Origin of the sequence: Paludisphaera soli, assembly GCF_011064595.1 — a bacterium.
Lineage (GTDB): Bacteria > Planctomycetota > Planctomycetia > Isosphaerales > Isosphaeraceae > Paludisphaera > Paludisphaera soli.
Genome location: NZ_JAALJI010000047.1, coordinates 1 through 20,554 on the forward strand (window position 1 = coordinate 1; position 20,554 = coordinate 20,554).

Here is a 20,554-nt window from a genome sequence, read left to right on the forward strand (position 1 = left end):
CTAGTGATCTGCCACTACGGCAGTGATGGGTAGAGTCGGTGGAGCTTGATCCGGGCGTCGGCGGTGGTGAACCGCCATCGGGTCTCGACCCGGCGTTCGTTCCGCCCTTCCTCCCAGGCGGCGACCTCCCGCTTCAGTTCGTCCATCGACCCGATCCGTCGGTCGAGGCACTGGCGGGAGAGGACCGACAGCTCGATCTCGGCGACGTTCAGCCACGAGCCGTGCTTCGGCGTGTGGTGGATCTCCAGCCGCTCGGCGATCCGCCGGGCCTGTTCGGGCGGGAACGCCTCGTAGAGGCTGGCGATCTTGTGGGTGTTGAGGTTGTCCATCACCAGCACGACCTTGTCGGCCTCCTCGTGGACGTCCTCGACGAGCCAGCGGACCACCTCGGCGAAGTCCACGGCCGTCCGCCGGTCGGTGGCCTTGACGGCCCGCCAGCCCAGCAGCGGCTCCGTGACCATGAACAGGTTGGTCGTGCCGTTGCGGACGTATTCGTAGTCGAACCGCTCGGGGCGGCCGGGGGCCGCCGGGATCGGCAGGATCGTCTCGCCGATCAGCTGGCGGCTCGCCTCGTCGAGGCAGACCAGCGGACGCTTCTCGTCGTAGGGCCGATGGTAGACGTCCAGGACGTCCTCCATCGCCGCCACGAACTCGGCGTTCCCATTCGGCGGGATGCACCACTGCTTCTTCAGGTGGGGCTTCAGTTCGCTTTTTTCAAACAGCGGCGGACGGTCTCGTCGCAGACCGCCGGGACGACCTCCAGCTCGACGAGCTTGTCGGCCAGGAGCTGCATGGTCCACGCCTTGCGGCCCCCCGGCGGCGGCGAGCAAGCCAGGGCGATCAGCTTCGCCTCGGCCCGGCCGTCGAGCGTCTTCGGCCGGCTGGGACGCTCCTGCGGCTTGCGGACCGGCGCCGCTTCCAACCCCTGCTCGACGAACCGCCTGCGGACCCGCTCGACGGTCGCCGTCCCGACCTCGACCGCCTCGGCGATCTTCGAGTCGCTCCACGCCGACCTTCCGGGAGAAGAGTCGGCCTTCAGGAGAATCCGGGCGTGCGCCTGCTTCAACGCCGAAGACTTCCCGCCGGCCAGCATCGCCTCCAGCTCCGCCCGCTCCTCGTCCGTCAGCGTCACGATGTATCTCTTCACGGCGGCCCTCCTTGCGGCGTAAGTCCGCATCCAGGAGAACCGATCCGACGTCCGTCATCAAGTCGTCGGTGGGGGACTACTAGAGCGCGATCCACCGAAAGTCGAGTGCGGACTCTCGAAGCAGGTCAGGAATTCCAAGCCGCCGCGGCTGCGGATGCGGCAGAGGGACGTCGACGAGGTTAAGCTCGCGCGGGACGTGATCGAGCGATTCCCGGTGAGGGGGGCGGGGGAGAGGAACAGCCAAGTCTGCCGAGCAGTGGCCAGCCTCGTCTGCCGAGGATACGGAGTCGAGGCATCACGCAGTGTGATGAGGGCTTGGCTGCTGCACTTCCAGGGAATCTACCGAACCCCGCTCCGCGAGGCGTTGTCGCATCTCGACGCTTGCTTGAAGTCCGCAAACTCGTCCCCCCTCCTGCATCCGGCCCGCTCGGGCGATTTTCACCGGGAAGAGCGTCGACGGGCGCAGGTTGACGCACAGCACGAGAGCATCGTTCGCGAGGGCCAGATACTTCAGGAGGGGTCGGTGCCGGAGGGATACCACGTGGTCTGGCGAGATCCTCAGGGGAGAGTCTTGCTGGTGCCGGAGCCCGTGGAATGCCTGGGCGAATCCTCCCCCCATTATAAGAGGGGGGCAGCTTCCCCTGCGAAGGAAGCGAAGCGACCACTCCACCGCCTAAGTCGCAGTCGCGGCGAGATCGCATTTCTCCTCGCCCTGCTCGCCGTCGGTCGGCACAAACTCCGGCACCCCGACGAGGTGGGTCTGCTCGTAACCGATGCGCAACTCCGGCAAACGATGAGCGACCGGGAGGGGGTGGTCGTCGATCACAAACAGCTCCGACGCCTCCGGCGAAGATACGTCACGACCGCGACCAGCCCCGCGAGCCGCTTCGAATTTCTCGTCAGAACCAAGCAAGGCGATAGGAGGCCCGGCCAGGCTGCTGGCGAGCCATCGCACTACACTCCGTCAGGCCTTGCGGCCCTGCTCAGTTCTCCGCCGAGCGGGTCGTCCGCCTCCCCGCCCACGCCGATCGACGATCGGCCGGAGCCTATGAGCCCGCAGGGGTTGCAGAGAACGGACGACGGCTCCGGCGGGACCAAGCGAGTTCAAGCCGATCAGAACGTGCAACAATTGCTAGACTGAGGACGAGAAGCGATTCATAGCTAATACAAGAGGAGTACGTCATGGCCAAAGTTGTCAGAAGTTGCATAGGGTGTGGGGGGAAGTCTCGTTCGACACCGAGTTTCCCGAACTGGTGGCCGACCTGGAGTCGATGGGTAGGGAAGGCGACGACTTAGCCCCGTTCGCCGCCAATCTTGCCCAAGTTCTCGAGGCCGAGGGCCCGACCTGCGTCTGCGACCGGTGCGCTCGCGAACTCGAAGAACGCTATGGAGTCGGCCTAATTCAGGCAACAGACACATTCGCCGCCACGATGGCTCGCACCATTAAACTATACCTGAACGCTCTTGAGGAGGCAGCCCGAGACATCGCGGCTCGGACGGACGCGTGGCAGGTCGGCAACCTTCACCCGGCTCTCATGCGCCTCGAGCAGGAAACTCAGCGGACCCGGGACGCGCTTCGAAAGATTGGGAAGCCTGTCGTACTGTTTGAGTTTTCGTTCGCATCCCGGGGCGAGGTACCCTTCGTCCTCATAGATCTCACTGCAGATGGGGGTATCGGGTTCGCCTTCCTTGACTATGCCGGGGTGCTCTTGGAGGGGGATTGCGCCTGCCCCGCCCAGTTCGACCTCGAAGGCAATCCATTCGTCGTTACTGAAGCCGGTGAGTAGCTCCACCGGCCACCGGACTCATACGACCCGCGAATGCCCATTTGTGTAATCCCCCGCCCCGCCGCCTGGCAGATCGCACGAAGGTCGATGCGAGCACCTTCCCATCCGACATTCTCGGCGCTGCTGGGCGAGGGTGCGATCCACCGGGCCCGCAACCCGACGACCGCCCCTGCCCGACTCCCGCGAGCATCTGAAGCCCCGCGATGCCGGGATGCCGGCCGCTCTCCTGCTTGATCCGCGGTCGTGAGCTGGGGTCCTTGGAATCCTGGAGCCCTCGGAGTGCGAGGGCCGCTCCGTGGGCCATGCGGCTCGTGAGCGCCGTGACGATGGAGACCAGTGACCCGCCGCTCAAAGGCATTCGGATTTACAGAAACGAGGTTGCACTGCCTCCGACCGTCTGCTCAACGCCATGCGCTGCACCTCTGATCGAGTAGAAGGTCGAGCTATGGAAGTCGGAGATTATCCTATTGTTTTATACGCACTAATCTACAGCCATACCGTGAGGCAGTTGTTTCGTCGCACCGGGTCACCCGCAACCGCTCTTGGGGAGCCCCGAAGGGCGTACAACCCGGGCTCCCGAGAGTGGCCTGCACTGCAGGAGTTCCGGGATCGGCCTGGATGAGTTCGCGCAGTGGATCGATGGCCGCTTCTCCGACGCGGCGCGAGCCAGCTTCGGCGGCGAGCGGTCGACCGTCCAGCAGCAACTTCAGAACATCGAACCGGCGGGAGCTTGCTCGAGCTGTAGACGAAGTCGTTGTGGTCCTCGTCCTCTCACAAAACAACTATAGTGAATGGTCGTCGGATCCCTCGCCCTAGATCGACACTTCGGGCCTGCCCCAAGTCTCCGGCTCATAGCGGCTAATCACGCCTTCTTCAGTGATCCCGAGTACAACGGGAGGCCGGGCCGAATGAGCGGTGGACTCCCGCTGGTGTCGGCAATGGGCCACGTCGATCCCCAGCATCGTCGCTAGAGGGCAGAAGATCACCTGGGGGACCTTAGAGTGTCACGATCTACGCAAGACGAATCCTCGGGGGGGTCGCGCGTGTGGGAGCGACAGCCCGGCGAAACGACCAGAGGATTCGCGGCCTTCGTAATGTACCGCGACCTTGGCCCCGTCCGCAGCCTGGACGAAGTTGGCAGGCGTCGTGCTGGGGGCCAGGGAGGCCGCAGGAGGGGCTCAACAGGATGGCTGCGCCGCACGTCTTCGAAGTTTAACTGGGTGGCTCGTGCGACTGCCTGGGACCGCGAACTCGATCGTAGGGCTTGCGAGGCCCACGCGACCGCAGTGCAGGAGATGAGCCGGCGCCACGCACGTGAGGCGGTCGCGCTGCAAGCTCGAGCGCTCGATCGACTACGCGGCCTGGAGCCGCAGGAGTTGCGTCCGGCGGAGTTGCTACGGTACCTCGTCGAAGCCGTCAAGATGGAACGGAGGGCCAGAGGCCTTTCCGACCCTCCCATCGTGCGCCATGATGCTGAGCAAGGCCGGCGTTTGGAGCCTGTCGGAAATGTGCCAGTCGACCCAATCGCCGGGGTCCTCACGGCTTTGTCCGAGGCACCAGCCTAAAGCAGATTGTAGAGGGTCGATAAGCCGGACGGGGGAGCTCACTGCATTTTGCGTAACTTCGAGAACTCGGCAGTCCAGGTGTCGTTTTCGCGATAGAATGGGCGAGCCACGGGCGCTTGCAAGACTCCCGTCAGGAGGAACAACGTGGCTCAACCCCAGCCGACCTACCCGTACAAGGCTTTCCTCTCGTACAGCCACGCGACCGACGGACGATTGGCTCCCGCCCTCCAATCCGCCCTCCATAGTTTCGCCAAACCGTGGTACCGGCTGCGAGCCGTACGGGTATTCCGGGACAAGACCAACCTGTCGGCTAACCCGGCCGTGTGGCCGGCCATCCTCCAAGCACTCCAGCAGTCGGAGTTCCTACTCCTCATGGCCTCCTGGGCCTCGGCCGGGTCTCCGTGGGTCCGGCAGGAGCTGGCCTACTGGCTGGCCGAGCGGGACCCGGCCAACCTGATCCTGGTCTTGACCGACGGAGCGATCGCGTGGGATGGGGCGGCAGGGGACTTCGACTGGGCCCGGACGTCGGCCCTTCCGGACTCCCTCCGGGGGCGGTTCCGACAGGAGCCCCTCTGGGTCGACCTGGCCTTCGCCAAGGCCGGCGAGCAGCTCTCTACGCGGCACCCCGACTTCCTGGACGGAGTGGCGGCGATCGCGGCCCGCCTGCACGGCCGGTCCAAGGACGAGATCGCTGGGGAAGACGTCCGGCGGCACCGGCAGGTTCGGCGGGTGGCCGGGACGGCCGTCCTCCTTCTGGGGGCCTTGGCGGCCCTGGCCTGCGGTTTCGGGTGGTTGTCCCACCGGCGAGGGACTGCCCTGACCGCGTCCCTGGAGACGGCGGAACTGGAGGTCGCCAAGGGGCTATTCGTGCCGGCCGAGCCGACAGCGAACGGCTTGACGGTACCCGAGGTCTTGGCATTCACTCAGCTGGCCTCGTTGGCGCCGGAGCAAGACCGGATCCGGGACAAATATCTGGAACACGCCCTCGAGGACCGGGCACGGGCAAGCCGACTGGCCAACCGGGCCCCGTACGCGGTCCAGGGGGCGGTCGGGCTGGACCTCGGACGTCGTCGGCGGGCCGAGGAGATCGCCGCCCGGCGCTTCGATGCCCCGGACGTCGAGGTTCGAGCCGCGGCCGCCCAAGTACTGGCAGAGCTGGGCAGCACCGACCTAGTCTTGGCTAGTCGGGCGGGCAGGATCCTGGCGGAAGCCGTTCGGGACACCACCCTGCAGGAAATCCCATTCATCCGGATCTGGTTCTCTCTACAGGCGGCGTGTCTAACGCTCCCAGACGACCTAGCCCTGGACCTCCTCGGGGTCGGGGGGACCGCCCTCGGACGACAAGTGGCCACGTCCGGCGGCCGAATCGATCAACTGGACCGAAGGCTCCAGGAACTCATCGTCCCGGCGACGCCGTTCGCGCCGGGGCGAGGGGGGGCGCGGGGCAATCCGGCCCGGGCGGCGGCCGCCCTGCGACCGGCGATCGACGCCCTAGTCGCCGCGCTGGCGACCAAGGAGAAGGGGCCGTTCGGGCATGATCAGCTGAGCCGCTCGCTCGTCCAGCTCGTGGGATGGGTCGACGCTGCAGAGGCGGACGCCGTCCTGGGACCGGTCGCCGACGCCATGTGCGCCGCCCTGGCTAGCCAGGAGAACCAACACATCGCTCGCAACCATCTCGCCGACGTACTTGTGGCGGTGGTCGAAAAGCTGGACACGGCCCGGGCCGGGCAGGTCGCCGACGCCCTGACCGACGCCCTATCGGCTGGTAAGAGGTGGCCTTCCAATAGGCCCGCCTTGGCACGGGCCTTGGGAGGAGTTGCCGGACGGCTCGACCCGCCTCGGGCCGAACGAATCGCTATCGCCCTACTGGACGCCCTGAGAGAACACCCCGCCACCTCGGCCGCGGGCGGCGCGGAGAAGTATATCCTCGCCCTGCAGGCGGTCGCCCTGCGCCTCGACTCGGGCGGAGCCGAGCGGATGGTCCCCGCTCTGGCATCTCTCCTGGCCGATCTACCCGATATCGAGACGGTCTGGGATAGGGTGGTCGGCCTCGATCGCGTCCTGGAGGCGATGGCCAGAGGGGCGGACAGGGACCAGGTCCGAGCTAAGCTGGACCCGGTCGCCGTCACCCTGGCCCGGAGAATCCTCGAACCCGAGCGCGGCCGCAATCCGGACGACATGGAGAGGATCAGCCGTGATCGCGCCGCCCAACTGGTCGCGCTAGGGGACGTCGCCAGCCGGCTCCCCCCGACCCGCGCAAAGGCCATTGTGAGTCCGGTTATCGACACCTTGTCCCCCCGATTGTCCCGAGCTCGTTCGGGCACTGCCGCACCGGGTGACCTAGTGATGGGGATGGTAGGTGTCCTCGGGCTCCTCGATCCGGTCCAGGCAGCCCAAGTCGCCGATGACTTAGTGGCCGAGGAGACGCAGATCGGGCGGGGCAAAGGCGTCCAGTCGGAGGAGAAGACGACGTCCGCCTTGATCTACGCGCTACAGGAGCGGCAGGCGGACCCGGAGTTGGCCGGGGCTTTCGCGGCGGCCGTTGGGCGGCTGGAGAGGGTCCGGGCGGCGGACGTCCTGGTCCAGGCCGCCGACAGTTTGGCCGCCGCCCTGATGGCCAAGAGCCGGAGCGACTTTCAGTATGAGTCCACTCCGGAGAACTTGGCCCGCGCCCTGGGGCTCGTGGTGGAGCGGCTCGACCCGGAAAGGGCCCGTCGAATCACCGACGCTTTATTCGCCCCGTTGTTGGCCAAGGAGTCGAGCCCGGCCGTCCGGGCTAGGGCGGCCCGGGTCCTCGGGGCGGTCGCCAGCCGGCTCCACCCGGCCCAGGCGGAATCCGTATTAGCCATCGCTGCGGACGCTCTGCCCATTGAGGCGGAAGAGGAAGCCCGACGGGACTGGATCGCTGCGCTGGGGGCCATCGGCGGGCGGGTCGACCCGACCCGGGCGGGTTCCGTCCTGGGCCGGGCCGCCGACACCCTGGCTGCCGTCCTGTCCGAGGAAACGGAAGCGTATAAGCTGTCCGAGGCGGCCGGGGCCCTGAGGGCGGTCTCGCTCAAGCACAAGCTTCCGGCGAGGGGGGTGAGGAGGATCCTCACGGCTTGGGCGCGTTCTGACTGGGGTCACTGGAACACGGCCTGGCACGCCCCGCTGGAGCTGGCACTCGGGGAGGCGGCCGCGCACCTCAATCTCGGAGAGGTGGTTGACGCCCTCAAGCACCCCCTCTGCGTCGGCTCGGCTCGCGTGGTCCTGCTTCGCCGGGCGGAGCAACTCGCCGGAGTTCCGCCGGACACCTTCCCGACCCAGTGGGAGTTCGTCGCCTGGGTCCGAGCCGCCCACCCCGGCATCGACCTGCCAAGTCCCCCGGCCGTCGACTAAGCAGCTTCAACGAGTTGCTCATCTGGGTCATGGACCATTTTATAGACGTCCGCTGCCACGGCTCGCGAAGCTGTATGGTGCTTTTTTCGATTGTGTTATCCTAGGTTAGAAGTAGGCTGGGACCGGATGCTCGGGGTAACACCCGCGCACTACCCTGAGGGAGTATTACGGAGTAGCAAAGGACCTGGGGTCTCGCGCCCACTCCACCTTCTCAGCAAACAAATCCGACGAGGTCTTTCATGAGCGGGACCAACGAGGCTCACCCCCTGGTGGAAACGCAAGGCTCGCAACGAAGACGCTGCTTCAGAATACTGAGCCTGGACGGCGGCGGCATCCGGGGCGCATTCACCGCGGCGTTTCTGGAGGGCCTCGAAACGCGACTCGGTCGACCCATCGCTACCTCGTTCGACCTTATCGCCGGCACGTCCACCGGCGGGATCATAGCGGTCGCCCTGGCGATGGGGCTGAGCGCCGGCGACGTCGTCAGGATGTACCAGGAACATGGGAACGCCATCTTCACCCGCCGCAGACGGTCGCGCATGCGTTGGGCTATGGACTTCCTACCGAACGCTTTTCTGCGGAAGGCCGGCCTTGACCGCGACGCACTCTGGAGGTCGAAGTACGATGCTGCAGCGTTGGCCCACGCGGTTGACACCGTCCTCGAGGGCAAGACGCTCGAGAAAGCCCAGCATCGCCTGATAGTGCCTTCGGTGCGGACCAGCTTGGGCCGGCCAATTGTGTTCCGGACGCCTCACGTTCCGAACCAAGACCGCGATCGTCATCTCTCGGCGCGGGACGTGATCCTGGCGACTACCGCCGCCCCGACCTACTTTCCGCCGCACTGGATCTCCGACCCGCATGCGGAGGGCCAGTTCGTAGACGGCGGCCTCTGGGCCAACCACCCCGGGATGCTCGCCTACGTTGAGGCAATCCGGATCTCCCAAGTCTGCCGGCGACCTGAGGATGTGCCGTTCACCCCCGACGACATCTTAGTACTCTCGATCGGGACCGGCGAGAGCCCGTCGGCCTTCCGACTCCCCGAGAGCAAGGCGGGCGTGCTTTCTTGGGCACCGCATCTGCTTGAGCTGATGATGACGTCCCAATCGCAAGGCACCCACCGAATGCTCCGCTACCTCCTGCCGGACGGTCGATACCATCGCATCAACTTCGCCCACTGCGGCGCGGGCTGGGAGCTGGACGCGGTCGGGAACCTCGGGATTCTGATTGCCAACGGGCGGTCGGAGTCGAGGAACATGATCGGCCAGATTCCGGCCCAGTTTCTCGACGGCGTGGCACCCCCGTACGTCAGTTTCCCACCCCCAGCCTCTCCCGCCGGCTTGCCATCGGCCGGGGTGCTCAATAGACCTGCGACCGCGGCAGACCCGGCCTCGGAGGCGGGCTACGAAAGTTAACCCGCCACGTCCAAGCCCCGCCCGGCCGTACGGGTGGGGCATCCCTACCAGACGTGACTCTCCCAAACTGGGGACTCATACTTTGTGAATACTGCCCTTCAGTCCACTCAGCGTACCTTCTCCTTTTGTCCGGGCCATCCTGGCCAGACACCAGGTGATGTGGTCGAGGAATCGGTACGCGCGGGGGCCGCCCTTCACCTTGTGCTCTTCACGTGCCATGAGGACACCTGAAGCCTTGCTGGACAGAGATTCCAAAGCTTGCTTCACGCTTATCGAATCGTGGGGCAGCACGCTCTCAAACTGGCGAATCTTCGCCTCGGGAACCCATTCGTCCTTGTCGTAGTCATGTTTGGCTAGGGCGAAGATGACAGCCTCGCGAACTCTTGAGGATTCGCAGGCCGTGATCAGCCGATCAACCCGGTACGGATCTTCCGGGAAGGTCTCCGGCCGACTCGGGGTGAGAAGTTGGTCAACGGCATGATCCAGGTCTTCTCCACCAAGCACCAGGGGAAAACGCCGCTCCCCGCTGTACACCTTGCGTAGCGTCGAGCTCAATACCGAGGCCCCGAGCGTATGGAAAAGCCAGGTCGCGCCTTCGCCGAAAGTGAGGAGCCGCTGCTTGTATTCTGAGCTGAACCGGATCAACCCCCCCGCTGCATCCTCCGTTGTCTTGAACATCTCGTCCAGGTCGTCTTCCTGCAGGCCTTTCAAAGGAAAGGCGTTCCATACTGGCCACATGACGGGCACCGACTCGCCATCGACGGGACCTGCGATATGCTTTTCCCGGCAAGTGACGACAAGCCGCATGCCGCCTCCGGTATCAACAACATTATTCAGAGGCAATGGTTCGGGCTGGAGATCATCTCGCCGCCCGCTTTCACCGGTCCTCGTGCCGCCGATGGAATCGAGGTCGTCGAGAAATATGGTGACATATTTAACTTGATGAACTCGTCGGATTTCCTGTAAGAGGCGATTGAAAAGCATCAAGGCCTCCGACTGCCAAAGCGACTCGCCAGCTTCCCGGTCCGCCCGGCGGGACGGCCGTTGGAGGTTTCGCTCGGCCGCTGCCGACAGCAATCTCTCGAACTCGGGGCGGTACAACTCGGGTGCCAGCGACCGAAAGCTCGGACCGGCCGTGCGCACCGTCATAAGGGCTAGGAGTACGTCCTCCAGATCGCGCATGGCGCCATTGCACTGGAGCCAGACGCACAGCGATGGCTTGACTGGGTAGCTCGGCCGGAGGTCCAAGTGACGGAGCAGCCGGTTACGGCCTTCTAGCACCCGCATAACTTGCCAGGCCAGCGAGCTCTTGCCGACACCGGGTTCCCCGCAAAGGAGGGTCACGGGGTTCTGAGAACCAATGGCGTGCAGGACTTTATGAATAAGGTCTTGGCGTCCCTGGAAGAGATTCTCGTCTCCATCACGCAAAGGGCTTCCAGACCGGAAGAAGTCGCGCGGGTCGATCATGAGGTCGATGCCCTTAAGGCTTTGAGCTCCGTCTCCCCCCGGCACGCGGCCGTTACACCAGGAAGGGTCGGCCCGGTGGTGAAACGTGAGCGTGACGCCACTAGCCCTTCTCTTACATCGGGCGGGACAAGACTCAACCTGAGGTCCATCTTGAACGCGACGTGCGCGGCACGTCAATCCCAGGGGGCAGGACCAAGTTTGTACTGCCTGGCGACAGCCGGCCGCCGCCGACTTCGGGTGCAGCAAGAAATCTTGCTGGCCTGACCTCCGTATCGTGGACGTCCCCACGAATGGCGAGCGCCCAGGTAAGAGCGTAAGCTCGACCTGAGGAGGCCCTTCGATGACGAAGACCCGAAGGACGTTCACTCGCGTGTTCCAGGTCGAGGCGGTGCGACGCATCGACGAGCAGGGCAAGAGCCTGGCCGAGGTCGCTCGGGAGCTGGATCTGGGAGAGAACATGCTCCGCGGCTGGCGGCAGGCCCTGGCCGCCGAGGGCGGCCGGGCCCGCCCCGGCGAGGGCTGCCAGCCCGCCCTGGAGGAGGAGCTGCGGCGGCTCCGGGCCGAGGTCAAGCGGCTGCAGACGGAGCGAGAAGTCCTGCTTCTGAACGCGTCAATTGCGCCGCCGACGTTTTCGCCGGAATCGTCCCCGGAAGCGATCCTCATGCCCGTCCGAGCCTGATCGCCAGGCGAGACGTGCCCGACGCCCCTGAGGGCGAATCGCGTGTCGAGTCATCAGGCCGTGGTCACGCCTCCACTTTCGCCGCTTTCGGCCTGGGCCCCCTCCGCGGCGGCGGGGCATGGACCGCCTCCGCGAACTCCCTCGCTCCGGCCGCGTCGAGGGCGCGTCGCTCTCTCGGGGCCACTCCTGCGGCCCTCTCGCCCCGGGGAGCCCCGCGCGGGCATAGGTGCGGTTCAACCGATCCTTGGGCTCCGGCCCCGGATTTCGTCCCGTCCTGGCTCCGGCGGGCTTGCCCGCCTCCTCGACGGCACGCTCGACGTGCCGCAGCCTGGCCCGGACCCGCTCTAGCCGGGCGTAGCGATACGGCTCGTCGTTCCTGAGCATCAGGAAGGCGATCGTCACCAGCTTGCGGGCCGTGGCGACGATCGCCACGTTGCGTGCGTTCCGCTTCCGCAGCCTCCGGAAGGAGGCGCCCAGGGGGCCGGGATGCTCGGCGGCGTGCTGGGCCGCCTGCGTGAGCATGGCCCGGGCGGTCGAGCTGTCCGCCTTGGTGATCGGGCCCCGGTGGCATTTGCCCGCCGACTGCCGGACGACCGGCGTCAGGCCCAGGTAGCTCGCGGCGTGGTCTCCGTCGCTGAACCGAGTGACGTCCCCCAGCGCGCCAATCAGCGTCAGGGCCGTGCCATGGGCCAAGCCGGGCAAGGTCATCAGGAGCCGGACGCGGTCGTCGTGATGGGCGAGCGTCCGCAATTGGGCGTCGAGCGATTCGAGTTCGGCGTCGACCGCGTGGTAAAGCCTCAGGAAGCGATCGACCGTGCCTCGGGCGTCCTCGGGGAGCTCGAGGCCTCGGACCCAGGCCAGCCCCTTGGCCGTGAACGGCCCCCCCTCGGGCAGGACGACCAGGAGGCCGGCGAGGACGCCGTGGATGCGGTTCTTGAGCCGCGTGCGGTCGGCCACCAGGGCCGACCGCACGCCCGTCAGGCGCCTCAGCCGTTGGGTGACGCCGTCGGGCCCCCAGACTTCGGGGAGGAAGTCGCACCGGAGGAGGTTCGCCAGGATCTCGGCGTCGATCTCGTCGGTCTTCACCTCGGCCTGGGCGATGGCCCCGGTCCGCATGGGGTTGCCCACGACGATCGCCGCGACGAGGGGTGGAGGATGGCGGCCGCGGCCCAGGTGCTGGTCGCCGCCTCGACCGCCAGCCTGTCGGTGGGCTCGAGGCGAGCCCGGGCGAAGGCCTCGAGGGCCTGGCGCTCGCAGGCGACGGAATGGCGCGCGAGGACCTTCCCCGTCGCGTCGAGGATGCAGACCTCCAGCTTGCGCTTGTGGAGGTCGAGTCCGACGAATCGCATGGCGGAGCCTCCGGGAGTCGTGCGATCGGGCCGATGGATCGTGGTGATCGGGCGGGCCGAACGGCATCTACCTCTTCGAGCTCGCGGCTCAGCCGGGTGGGCCGGTGAGGGCGGTCGGTTGAAAAAACGGGCTTGAAGCCCACAGGATCTCTCGACCTGCCCCGAGTCGGATCGGCTCCGCCTCCACCACCGAGGTGGTGCTCCGCTCGTCCCATGCCCGTGGCGGGCATGGGACCGTGTCTTCACGCCGTCGACAAGCTGGTGGCAAGCCGACGGCGCAGCTTCGTTCATACCGTTAAAAGGAGCGACGGCCTTCTTCGCCGGGGAGTCGTCGTAAGGTACGACTTCGTCGAACGCCACCGGGGGCGATGGCCGGTCCGGACGATGCGCCGGGCCCTGCGCGTCTCGCCCGGCGGCTTCTACGGATGGCGAGGAAGGCCTGCGAGCGAGAGGGCCCCGGGAAGCGGGGCCCTGGCCGAGGCCGTCCAGGGCGTCCACTGCGCGTCGAGGGCCCGCTACGGCAGCCCGCGGGTCCACGCCGAGCTCGCGGCGAGGGGCGTGCCCTGCTGCGTGAACACGGTGGCGAAGCTGATGCGTCGCTACGGGATCGCCGCGAGGACCAGGCGGAGGTTCCGCCTGACGACCGACTCGGGCCACGGACGCCCCGCCGCCGAGAACCTCCTGGGCCGCCGGTCCGAGCCGGGTGCCGCGGACCGGGCGTGGGCCGCCGACGTGACGTACATCCCCACCCAGGTAGGTTGACTGTATCCGGTGGCGACGGTGGACCTGCACTCGCGGCGGATCGGGGGCTGGTCGATGTCAGAACGGAACGACGGCCGCCTGGTCGTCGACGCCCTGGAGATGGCGGTGGCGAGACGCCTACCCGGCGAGGGCCTCGTGGCCCACTCGGGCCGCGGGAGCACCTACGCGGGCGAGCACTACCAGAGAATCCTGGCCCGACACCGGATCACGTGCGACATGAGCCAACGTGCGAACTGCTGGGACGTCGCGCCGATGGAGTCGTTCTTCGCCAGCCTGAAGAAGGAGCTGGTCCACGGCGGCGGCTACGCCAGCCGGGCCGAGGCGAGGACCGAGATCTTCGAGTGCATCGAGGTGTTCTACAACCGCGAGCGACGCCACTCGTCGCTCGGCGACAGGGCCCCGTGCGAGTTCGAGACGACCTGTTGAACCCTGAACCCCGCGCTCGCCATTCGTGGGGAAGTTCAATCGTAACCGCTTGCTGCCTAAACGCGCCCGCTCCTTCGGTTTGTCGGGTACAATCAAGTTAGTGTGCCTCAGGGTACGCGGTGTAGCGGGTACGCTGTACTGATGCTTCTCACGCCGACGAGGTTGCCCCGGCGGGGTGCAGATAAATATGCCTAACGACTCGTCCCAACTCCGACCCGAGGGCATCCCACTCCCTTTTGAGCGCTTGACCAGAGATCAGCAGAGGACGTACCGCCGGCTTGCGGAGTTCCTCGCCCAGGCGGTGCGCGACGTTGCGGCTCGCTCGAAGGGCGGGACGCCACGCGGTGGCAGCACCGGCTCGACGGCCGGGATGACGATCGAGCTGGACCGTCGGAGTCGCGTGGTACTGATTTCTGGCGACCGGGGGACAGGCAAATCGACGATCTATTTGTCCCTGGCTAACGATCTGAAGTCACAGGCCCCTAGCCGTGACGGATTAAGCCAGCCACTGGAGGACACCGGCCTACCAAGGGACTTCAGGTCGGTCCTGGACACGCTCCGACCGGGACTCGTTTGGCTGAAGCCGCTGGATATGTCGCCGCTGCCCCGGGCGGCAAATCTTTTCTCGGGGATCCTGGCTCGGATCGAAGAGGCCGCGACACCGCGGGGCGAGGATGGGGTGCCGGTCGGGCGGCAACGAGGGTACCTTGGCCCCCCCGCGTCCCAGGACGAAATCATGGCTGACCTCGGTCGCCTCCAGACCGACGTAGCCGTCTCATGGGAGGGCAACCTCCGCGAGAGCGCCCGCACCCTCGACGCTACTCAATTCGCGGCCGAAGTCCGGCGTGCCGAGTGGCTCCGCCTCGACCTGGACCGGCGGTTGAGCGAAATTCTCGACAAACTCAGTCGCCGAGACCGCCGCGACGACCGTCTATTCGTGCTCACGATCGACGACTTCGACCTAAACCCGGTGCGGTGCATCGAGCTGCTCGAGCTGCTGCGGACCCTCTCAGTCGCCCGGCTCTTCTTCATCGTCCTGGGCGATGTGAAAGTCGCCAGCGTGGTTGCCAACCTTCAGCTCGCCGGCGCGCTGACGCACCTGGGGGGGCAGTCGTCCCGGGCGGTTTTCCTGCCGGTGTCTGAGCGTGCGGTGCAGGACACGGTCGCCGACGTCGCTGGGAACGTGCTTCGCAAGTATTTGCCACCGGCCCAGCGACTCTACATAGGTCTCCCCGAACTGGACGAGATCAAGCAATTCACCGTCGTCTTCACGGGGCCCGGGGGAGCGACCCAGTCGGTCCCGGGCAGGACCCTGAAAGAGCTGATGGATTCATACTCGATCGAGATGACTCGCGAGTCATCGACCTACGATCGCTCATCGACACCGAGGACCATATGGATGTCGATGTATCTGTTCGAAGAAAGCCGGCTTCATCTGGACGACTTACCGCTCTACAAGGCTTCGCGTTTTCTACGAGTCCCGCTCCGTCGGCTCGTCGACCTCTGGCAACTCCTCACAGGATTGGCCCCTCAGGCTGGCGCGGGTGGCACCTCGTTGTACTCCTCCGCCGCCACCTTGCTCCCCGGATTGAACCGGTTCTGTCTGGACAACCTTCGTTCCGAGGAAGGACTGTCCCCCGAAGCACGCGGTGCCGTGGAATCCTGGCTCGAAGAGTCCGTTTCGTCAAGGGGGGGGTTAACGGGTGCCACAGTCGGTCTAACGACTGCACGCGTGCGACACCAAGTAACCTCTCAGAGGAAGCCGGGTGGGAGGGCCCCCTATTTCGAGCGGAGCGTGCAGATCGGCCGCGACTGCGATTGGTCGCTGCGGTTCCGGAACTCGATAGGCAGACCCGAGCCTCTGGCCGTCTCCCCTCAATTCGTCGGCATGCTGATGTTCACGAGTGACTTGGGCACCCGCGGAGACGTCACGCAGTCGCCCAATCCCCTTCTCTCCGTCGGGCCGCAGGCCGTGCGTTCGCTAGCAAGCGTCCGCTTCCAACTCGGGGACGATTGGAGCCCCTGGCTGCCTTGGTCATTCCCTCCCCTCCGGACCTTCCGCGAGGTTGATGAGTTCTGCGACGCTTGGGGGGACCTGGTTCAACAGGTTGAAAACCTCGGGTATGGCCATAGCACCCCGCACTTGATTTCGCACACCGTCTACAACTGGATCCGGATCGGCGTGGAGCTCCTAGCGGGGTGGCGACCGACCGAGCCTCCGATCCTCTCCGAGGAAGTGCCGCAGGTGGCGTGGCTCCACGTGACTAGGCTCGCGGCAGGCGTCGAAGAATCGTATCTGACCTCGCCCCTCGCCCCACGCGTCTTCAGCTGGCTCGCTGAGGCGTTCAGCCTGCTGAACTTGGAGATTATCGGCCGGGACGTGACGGGGCACCGGGAGATTCTGGAATCGTCGATAGTCCCGGCCCTGGGCCGACGCATGGAAATTATACTTCCACAAATGTGGCTTCGGCTGTTGCATCGGAAGCCATTCGGCGATAAGTCGCGGCGAGTGGCGAGTTTGACGGAGGCTCTGCGCAGGAGCGCACCATGGCCAGAATCATCGCCTGCAACGAACAGCACCGATACGCCCGCTGAGCCGAAGGCTCGGGTCTCTCCCCCGAAAACCAAACGCCGAACGAAGTCTTGAACCGTTTGTTGGTATGCTTGTGGAAGGAACGGCAAGCTAGAGGGGTTGAGGCTCCCGTCGATGACGTCGAACCTGCGCAGCACGCATGTCCCCCTCGACCACGTATTTGCCGAGGTGCTGGCGTATCCCCTAGCGTCCGAGGCGGCTTTCCAGCATCCGGAGGGGGTGGGCGTACCCCAAGGGCTATGGGACCGGCTCGAGCGGGAATTAGCCCCAGCGTGGCCAGGGTTGTCCCCTGACGAACTGGGCTGCTTACGCGACCGGCTCTGGTATGACGCCGGGGCCGGGGGGGCCGGGACGGGGCTGGCGGCCTACCTCAAGTGGCATTCCGCGGGGTTGCTGACCGCGACCGGCGAGACGGCCGCGCCAAGGCCGGTGGCGGACGCGATCGAGGCCAGGACGTACGAGCCGACCTCACTCGAGGATGAGGAGGGCCTCGTGGCGGCACGCCGCCGCTGGCGCTGGGTTACATTCGCCCTGCCCCCCGATCTTCTCTTGGCCGCGCTTGACGACGATCCTCCCCCGTCGCGCGTCGTAGCCGTCGCCTCCTCGGTGCGGGCGGCGCTCGCGGGGGGGTACGCCGAGTTGCACATGCATGTTGGGGCTGGGCTCGATTTCACCAGTTTGTGGGCCGCCCTCCAGTACGCCTTGACGCAGTCCGGCTTACGCCCCGGGGCGTTTCGCTCACCGGGTGCGGCGTTCGACGACGGAAGGGCTCTGGGCGGCTGGCTGCTGAGGAACGCGGTGGTCCGATGCGCCCTGGCTGCGTACCTGAAACACGGGGCAAGCCGCCATGCCACGTTCGAAGAGTACGTAGAACGAGAGTACAGCCGCCGAATCCACGTGGCGCACGGCCACGCTGGCCTGCGAGCGTTGGGCGACGCGCTGGCCGCGGTTCATGACGGCAACCCTGCTTTCGACCAAGAAGAATGGTCTCACCTGTGGCAGATCTACCGGTGGTCATATGCCGAATACGGACCCACCTCCGAGGAATGCGAGTCCAATGGACCACTTCGGCTTGACCCGGTCGCGACTATCCTCGAGCTGGAGCCAACGGACCCACGCCCCGCGGAATGGTACTGGACACGCCGCGGCCTTGAGCGAGTCACGCTGCGGCCGGACGACAGTGTTTTCGCCCGTCTCTTCTGGCAGTCGGTCCGGCTCCGCAACCTCTACTACCGCCATGTCGTACAACGGCCGCAGACGGCGGGCCTCCGTTGGTTCATCCGATCGTTCGCGCGGATCGGTGCCGGTCGGCGCTGGTTTAGCGAGCGACCCGCCCGGCTGCTCGCCTCAGCGCTTCGGCTCCAGGGGCACGGCGAGGGCCTCCAATCCCTGGAGATGCGCACCAAGCCGGGTGACTCGTGGACCTGGTTTGATCGATACGTGAACGCGATCGAGGCTTATCTCGATCCCGAGGCCGAGCCGAATCGATTCCAGGGCCGGCCGTCCGGCGCGCAGCGGGTCGCCCAAGGCGACGCTTCAGCCCACGCCCAGAAGACGGACTACACAGCACCTCCGAACGACGAAACCCAGCGGCGCAGGACGAGCCAGGTGGAAGTCGGGCTCGTGCTCCACTTTGGCAAAAGTCGCGGCAAGCGAGACGACGCCCCCAACGGCGTGGGGACCAACGCCGACCCGTCGACCTCCTCGGGCCGCGAGCCCGCGACCAACCCCACCGGGTACCGGTACGCCGAGTTCTTCCGCGCCCGGCAGCGTGAGGCCGACGCATGGGCCGAGTTCCTGGCCTACCGGCCCGATGGCCTTCGCTGGGTCCGCGGGGTGGATATCTGCAGCGACGAGCGGGCGGTCCCCAACTGGGTTTTGCTCGGGCCGTACTCCCGTGTCGTGGACGCGGGCCGGTCCGCCAGCGCCCTCCTGAATGACGGCACCCCGCCCATGGGCCGGACGCTCCACGTGGGCGAAGATTTCAATCATCCCCTTTCGGGGCTTCGCGGCGTTGCAGAAGTGCTCCGTTATTTCGGCCCCCGCGACGGCGACCGCCTCGGCCACGCCCTCGTGCTCGGGCTCGATATCACGGACTGGACCCGGCGTGTCGGGCGCGTCGCGATGCGGCGAGAGGAGCGGCTCTTCGACCTCGTATGGGAATGGGACTGGTGTTCTCGCCGGCCGCGCCCCGGCCTCAATCGGTTGCCCTTTTTGACTCGCGAGATCGCGAGGCTCTCCCGACTGGTGTTCCGCCGGTCGGTCGACCCCGAACGCCTCCAGACCCTGGTCGACGATCTGCACAACCCCGGCCGGCTTTTGGCCGCAGGCTTCCCCGACGGTTTCGGGCCTTCCGGGCCGCACGGCCTGGATGCGCGGGCCCGTCGGGTTTGCGATTACCTGACTCACCCGACGACGTTTGAACAGGGCCAGGCGACCGAGTGGGTCGTGGTTCGCGACGAGGCAGCGGTGCTCGAGCAGCTCCAGGCCGAGGTCCGCCATGAGGTCGGCCGGCGGGGGATCGTGATCGAGATGAACCCGTCGTCGAACCTACTGATCGGAGATCTCGGCGACCTTGGCCGCCACCCCTTCTGGCGCCTCTCCACGCCTCCGGGCGTTCTCGCCGTCCCCGCGCCCAGCACCCCCCCCGTACTCGTCTGCATCGGCTCCGACGATCCCATCACGTTCGCCACAGACCTCCGCCATGAATACCAGATCGTGTTCGACTCGCTCATCTCGGCCGGTCGCTCGGCCGAGGAGGCACTCGCCTGGCTCGACCGCGTTCGCAAAGCCGGCCTCGCCGCGCGGTTCACGATCGGGACGTCGGTCGGATCCCGTTGAAGGATGCACGTCCCGACACCGGCCTACGGCGTGTCAACGACTCATGCGAGCTTTCGGACGTGTAGGAATCCGAGGACGGAACGGGCCTCGCCGAGGTAGATGTGCTTCAAGTCCTTATACATCGCGGCCAAGCGGCGGAACAACTTCGTGTTGGCGAACGCCCGCTTGACGCCGTTCCTTCGCTTGTAAGTCCCGAGCACTTCGTCGTGCCACAGGCAGGGCTCCTTGCTACAGCCCCAGTTCGGGATCGCCGGCAGGGCGTCCAGTTCGTCCAGCACGAGGCCGCGGAACGCGTCTAAGCCGAGGCCCGAGTCGCCGAGGATCTCGGCGTCCTTTCCGGCCGCGTTGCGGGCCTGGATCGGCACGCCTTCCGCCGGCGGGGCGTTGTTCCGCCGTCTCTCGGCGACGTCCAGGGCTACGACCCCGTCCTTATCGCGGGCGACTACCTTAGTGGTGGCTCCGCCTTGCGACTGGACGGGCGATTGTGCCTCTCAGCTCCCTTTTGCCGCTCGACCCCGGCGGCGTGCTGACGGCTCGCACGATCGTCGAGTCGATCTCCAGGCGTCAGGGTTCTTACGCTGGGCCCGGTCGGCCATCATGTCGAAAAGCCGCTTGCGCCGTCCCGAGTGGACCCAGCGTGGAGTCGTTCGTAGACGGCGTCCCACTCGCCGGACTTGGCCGGCGGATCAGGCTAGGAGACGCTAGTTATGGCCCGGTAGAGGGCGACCTCGAAGAACATCCGGTCGGGTAGCGCCGGCCCCGGGCCCATCTTCGAGTGGCAGCGCTCGTCCGTTGGACCGAGAACGGCCCAAATCTCGTCGGCGACCAGGTGTCGCATGGCGGCGTCGCTCGCTCCCGGTCTTCGATCCGCCTTAAGTCCTTACTGGATGAGCTTTCGGACAGCCGACAGGCCGTAGTGTTCGGGCTCATCGTGCCAGCCTCCTCGACATGCTGGACAAGACGTCGGCATTCGCGTGAGCCGGTCAGGACATCAGCACGATCGCGCTGGCGTAAAGCCGGGCGTGGTAGAGGTGCCCGTGATCGTCGCGTCCCAGGGATGCCAGACGGGCATCCGCCAGCTCGCGTGCCGCTCCAAGAGCCGCCTCGGCCAAATGCTCCAGGCCGTCGGGCGCGATCGGCGATCGGGA

The 20,554-nt window shown here is 66.3% G+C and carries 11 protein-coding genes and 2 pseudogenes; 7 read left to right on the forward strand and 6 right to left on the reverse strand.

All coding sequences use genetic code 11. The annotated features are described in order from the left end of the window. Positions 1-14: 14 nt before the first annotated feature. Positions 15-1,177, reverse strand: a protein-coding gene (locus tag G6O68_RS29905; protein ID WP_165253113.1) for an IS630 family transposase whose coding sequence is annotated in 2 segments (ribosomal slippage) — positions 15-709 and positions 709-1,177 — 1,164 coding nt in all. Because the reading frame shifts where the segments join, the coding sequence is not laid out codon by codon here. Between the two features lie 643 nt (positions 1,178-1,820). Continuing rightward, positions 1,821-1,973, reverse strand: coding sequence for a hypothetical protein (locus G6O68_RS29910; RefSeq protein ID WP_165253115.1), 153 nt, complete (start codon positions 1,971-1,973; stop codon positions 1,821-1,823). Between the two features lie 385 nt (positions 1,974-2,358). On the opposite strand from G6O68_RS29910, the gene G6O68_RS29915 reads away from it, so the two are divergent. The 3 genes from G6O68_RS29915 (at position 2,359) to G6O68_RS29925 (ending at position 9,289) form a co-directional block, all read left to right on the forward strand. Continuing rightward, positions 2,359-2,934: a hypothetical protein gene (locus G6O68_RS29915; RefSeq protein ID WP_165253117.1), complete on the forward strand. Its 576-nt coding sequence runs from the start codon at positions 2,359-2,361 to the stop codon at positions 2,932-2,934. 1,709 nt (positions 2,935-4,643) lie between these two features. Beyond that, complete coding sequence (locus G6O68_RS29920; RefSeq protein WP_165253119.1) at positions 4,644-7,877, forward strand: TIR domain-containing protein; 3,234 nt, start codon at positions 4,644-4,646, stop codon at positions 7,875-7,877. Positions 7,878-8,116: 239 nt separating this feature from the next. Then, positions 8,117-9,289, forward strand: coding sequence for a CBASS cGAMP-activated phospholipase (locus G6O68_RS29925; protein ID WP_165253121.1), 1,173 nt, complete (start codon positions 8,117-8,119; stop codon positions 9,287-9,289). Positions 9,290-9,364: 75 nt separating this feature from the next. Here the strand turns inward: G6O68_RS29925 and G6O68_RS29930 are convergent, their stop codons facing one another. Beyond that, positions 9,365-10,756 carry an ATP-binding protein gene (locus tag G6O68_RS29930; protein ID WP_165253123.1) on the reverse strand — a complete coding sequence of 464 codons (1,392 nt, stop codon included), beginning with the start codon at positions 10,754-10,756 and terminating at the stop codon, positions 9,365-9,367. 340 nt (positions 10,757-11,096) lie between these two features. Between G6O68_RS29930 and G6O68_RS29935 the strand changes: the two are divergent. Next, positions 11,097-11,354, forward strand: a pseudogene (locus G6O68_RS29935) (transposase); the annotation flags it as partial. A gap of 12 nt (positions 11,355-11,366) precedes the next feature. Here the strand turns inward: G6O68_RS29935 and G6O68_RS29940 are convergent. Next, positions 11,367-12,563 carry an IS110 family transposase gene (locus G6O68_RS29940; protein WP_165253128.1) on the reverse strand — a complete coding sequence of 399 codons (1,197 nt, stop codon included), beginning with the start codon at positions 12,561-12,563 and terminating at the stop codon, positions 11,367-11,369. After that, positions 12,518-12,784 carry an IS110 family transposase gene (locus G6O68_RS29945; protein ID WP_165253130.1) on the reverse strand — a complete coding sequence of 89 codons (267 nt, stop codon included), beginning with the start codon at positions 12,782-12,784 and terminating at the stop codon, positions 12,518-12,520. The genes G6O68_RS29940 and G6O68_RS29945 overlap by 46 nt, the downstream gene beginning before the upstream one ends. A gap of 294 nt (positions 12,785-13,078) precedes the next feature. Between G6O68_RS29945 and G6O68_RS33830 the strand changes: the two are divergent. The 3 genes and pseudogenes from G6O68_RS33830 to G6O68_RS29965 form a co-directional block, all read left to right on the forward strand. Continuing rightward, positions 13,079-13,972 (forward strand): annotated as a pseudogene (locus G6O68_RS33830) (IS3 family transposase); the annotation flags it as partial. Between the two features lie 736 nt (positions 13,973-14,708). Then, entirely contained in the window at positions 14,709-16,619 is a 1,911-nt protein-coding gene (locus G6O68_RS29960) for a hypothetical protein (RefSeq protein ID WP_165253136.1), read from the forward strand. A 60-nt stretch (positions 16,620-16,679) separates the two neighbouring features. Beyond that, positions 16,680-19,406, forward strand: coding sequence for a hypothetical protein (locus G6O68_RS29965; RefSeq protein WP_165253138.1), 2,727 nt, complete (start codon positions 16,680-16,682; stop codon positions 19,404-19,406). Positions 19,407-19,447: 41 nt separating this feature from the next. Here G6O68_RS29965 and G6O68_RS29970 read toward each other — a convergent pair whose 3' ends face one another. After that, positions 19,448-19,771: a hypothetical protein gene (locus G6O68_RS29970; protein WP_165253140.1), complete on the reverse strand. Its 324-nt coding sequence runs from the start codon at positions 19,769-19,771 to the stop codon at positions 19,448-19,450. Between the last annotated feature and the right edge of the window lie 783 nt (positions 19,772-20,554).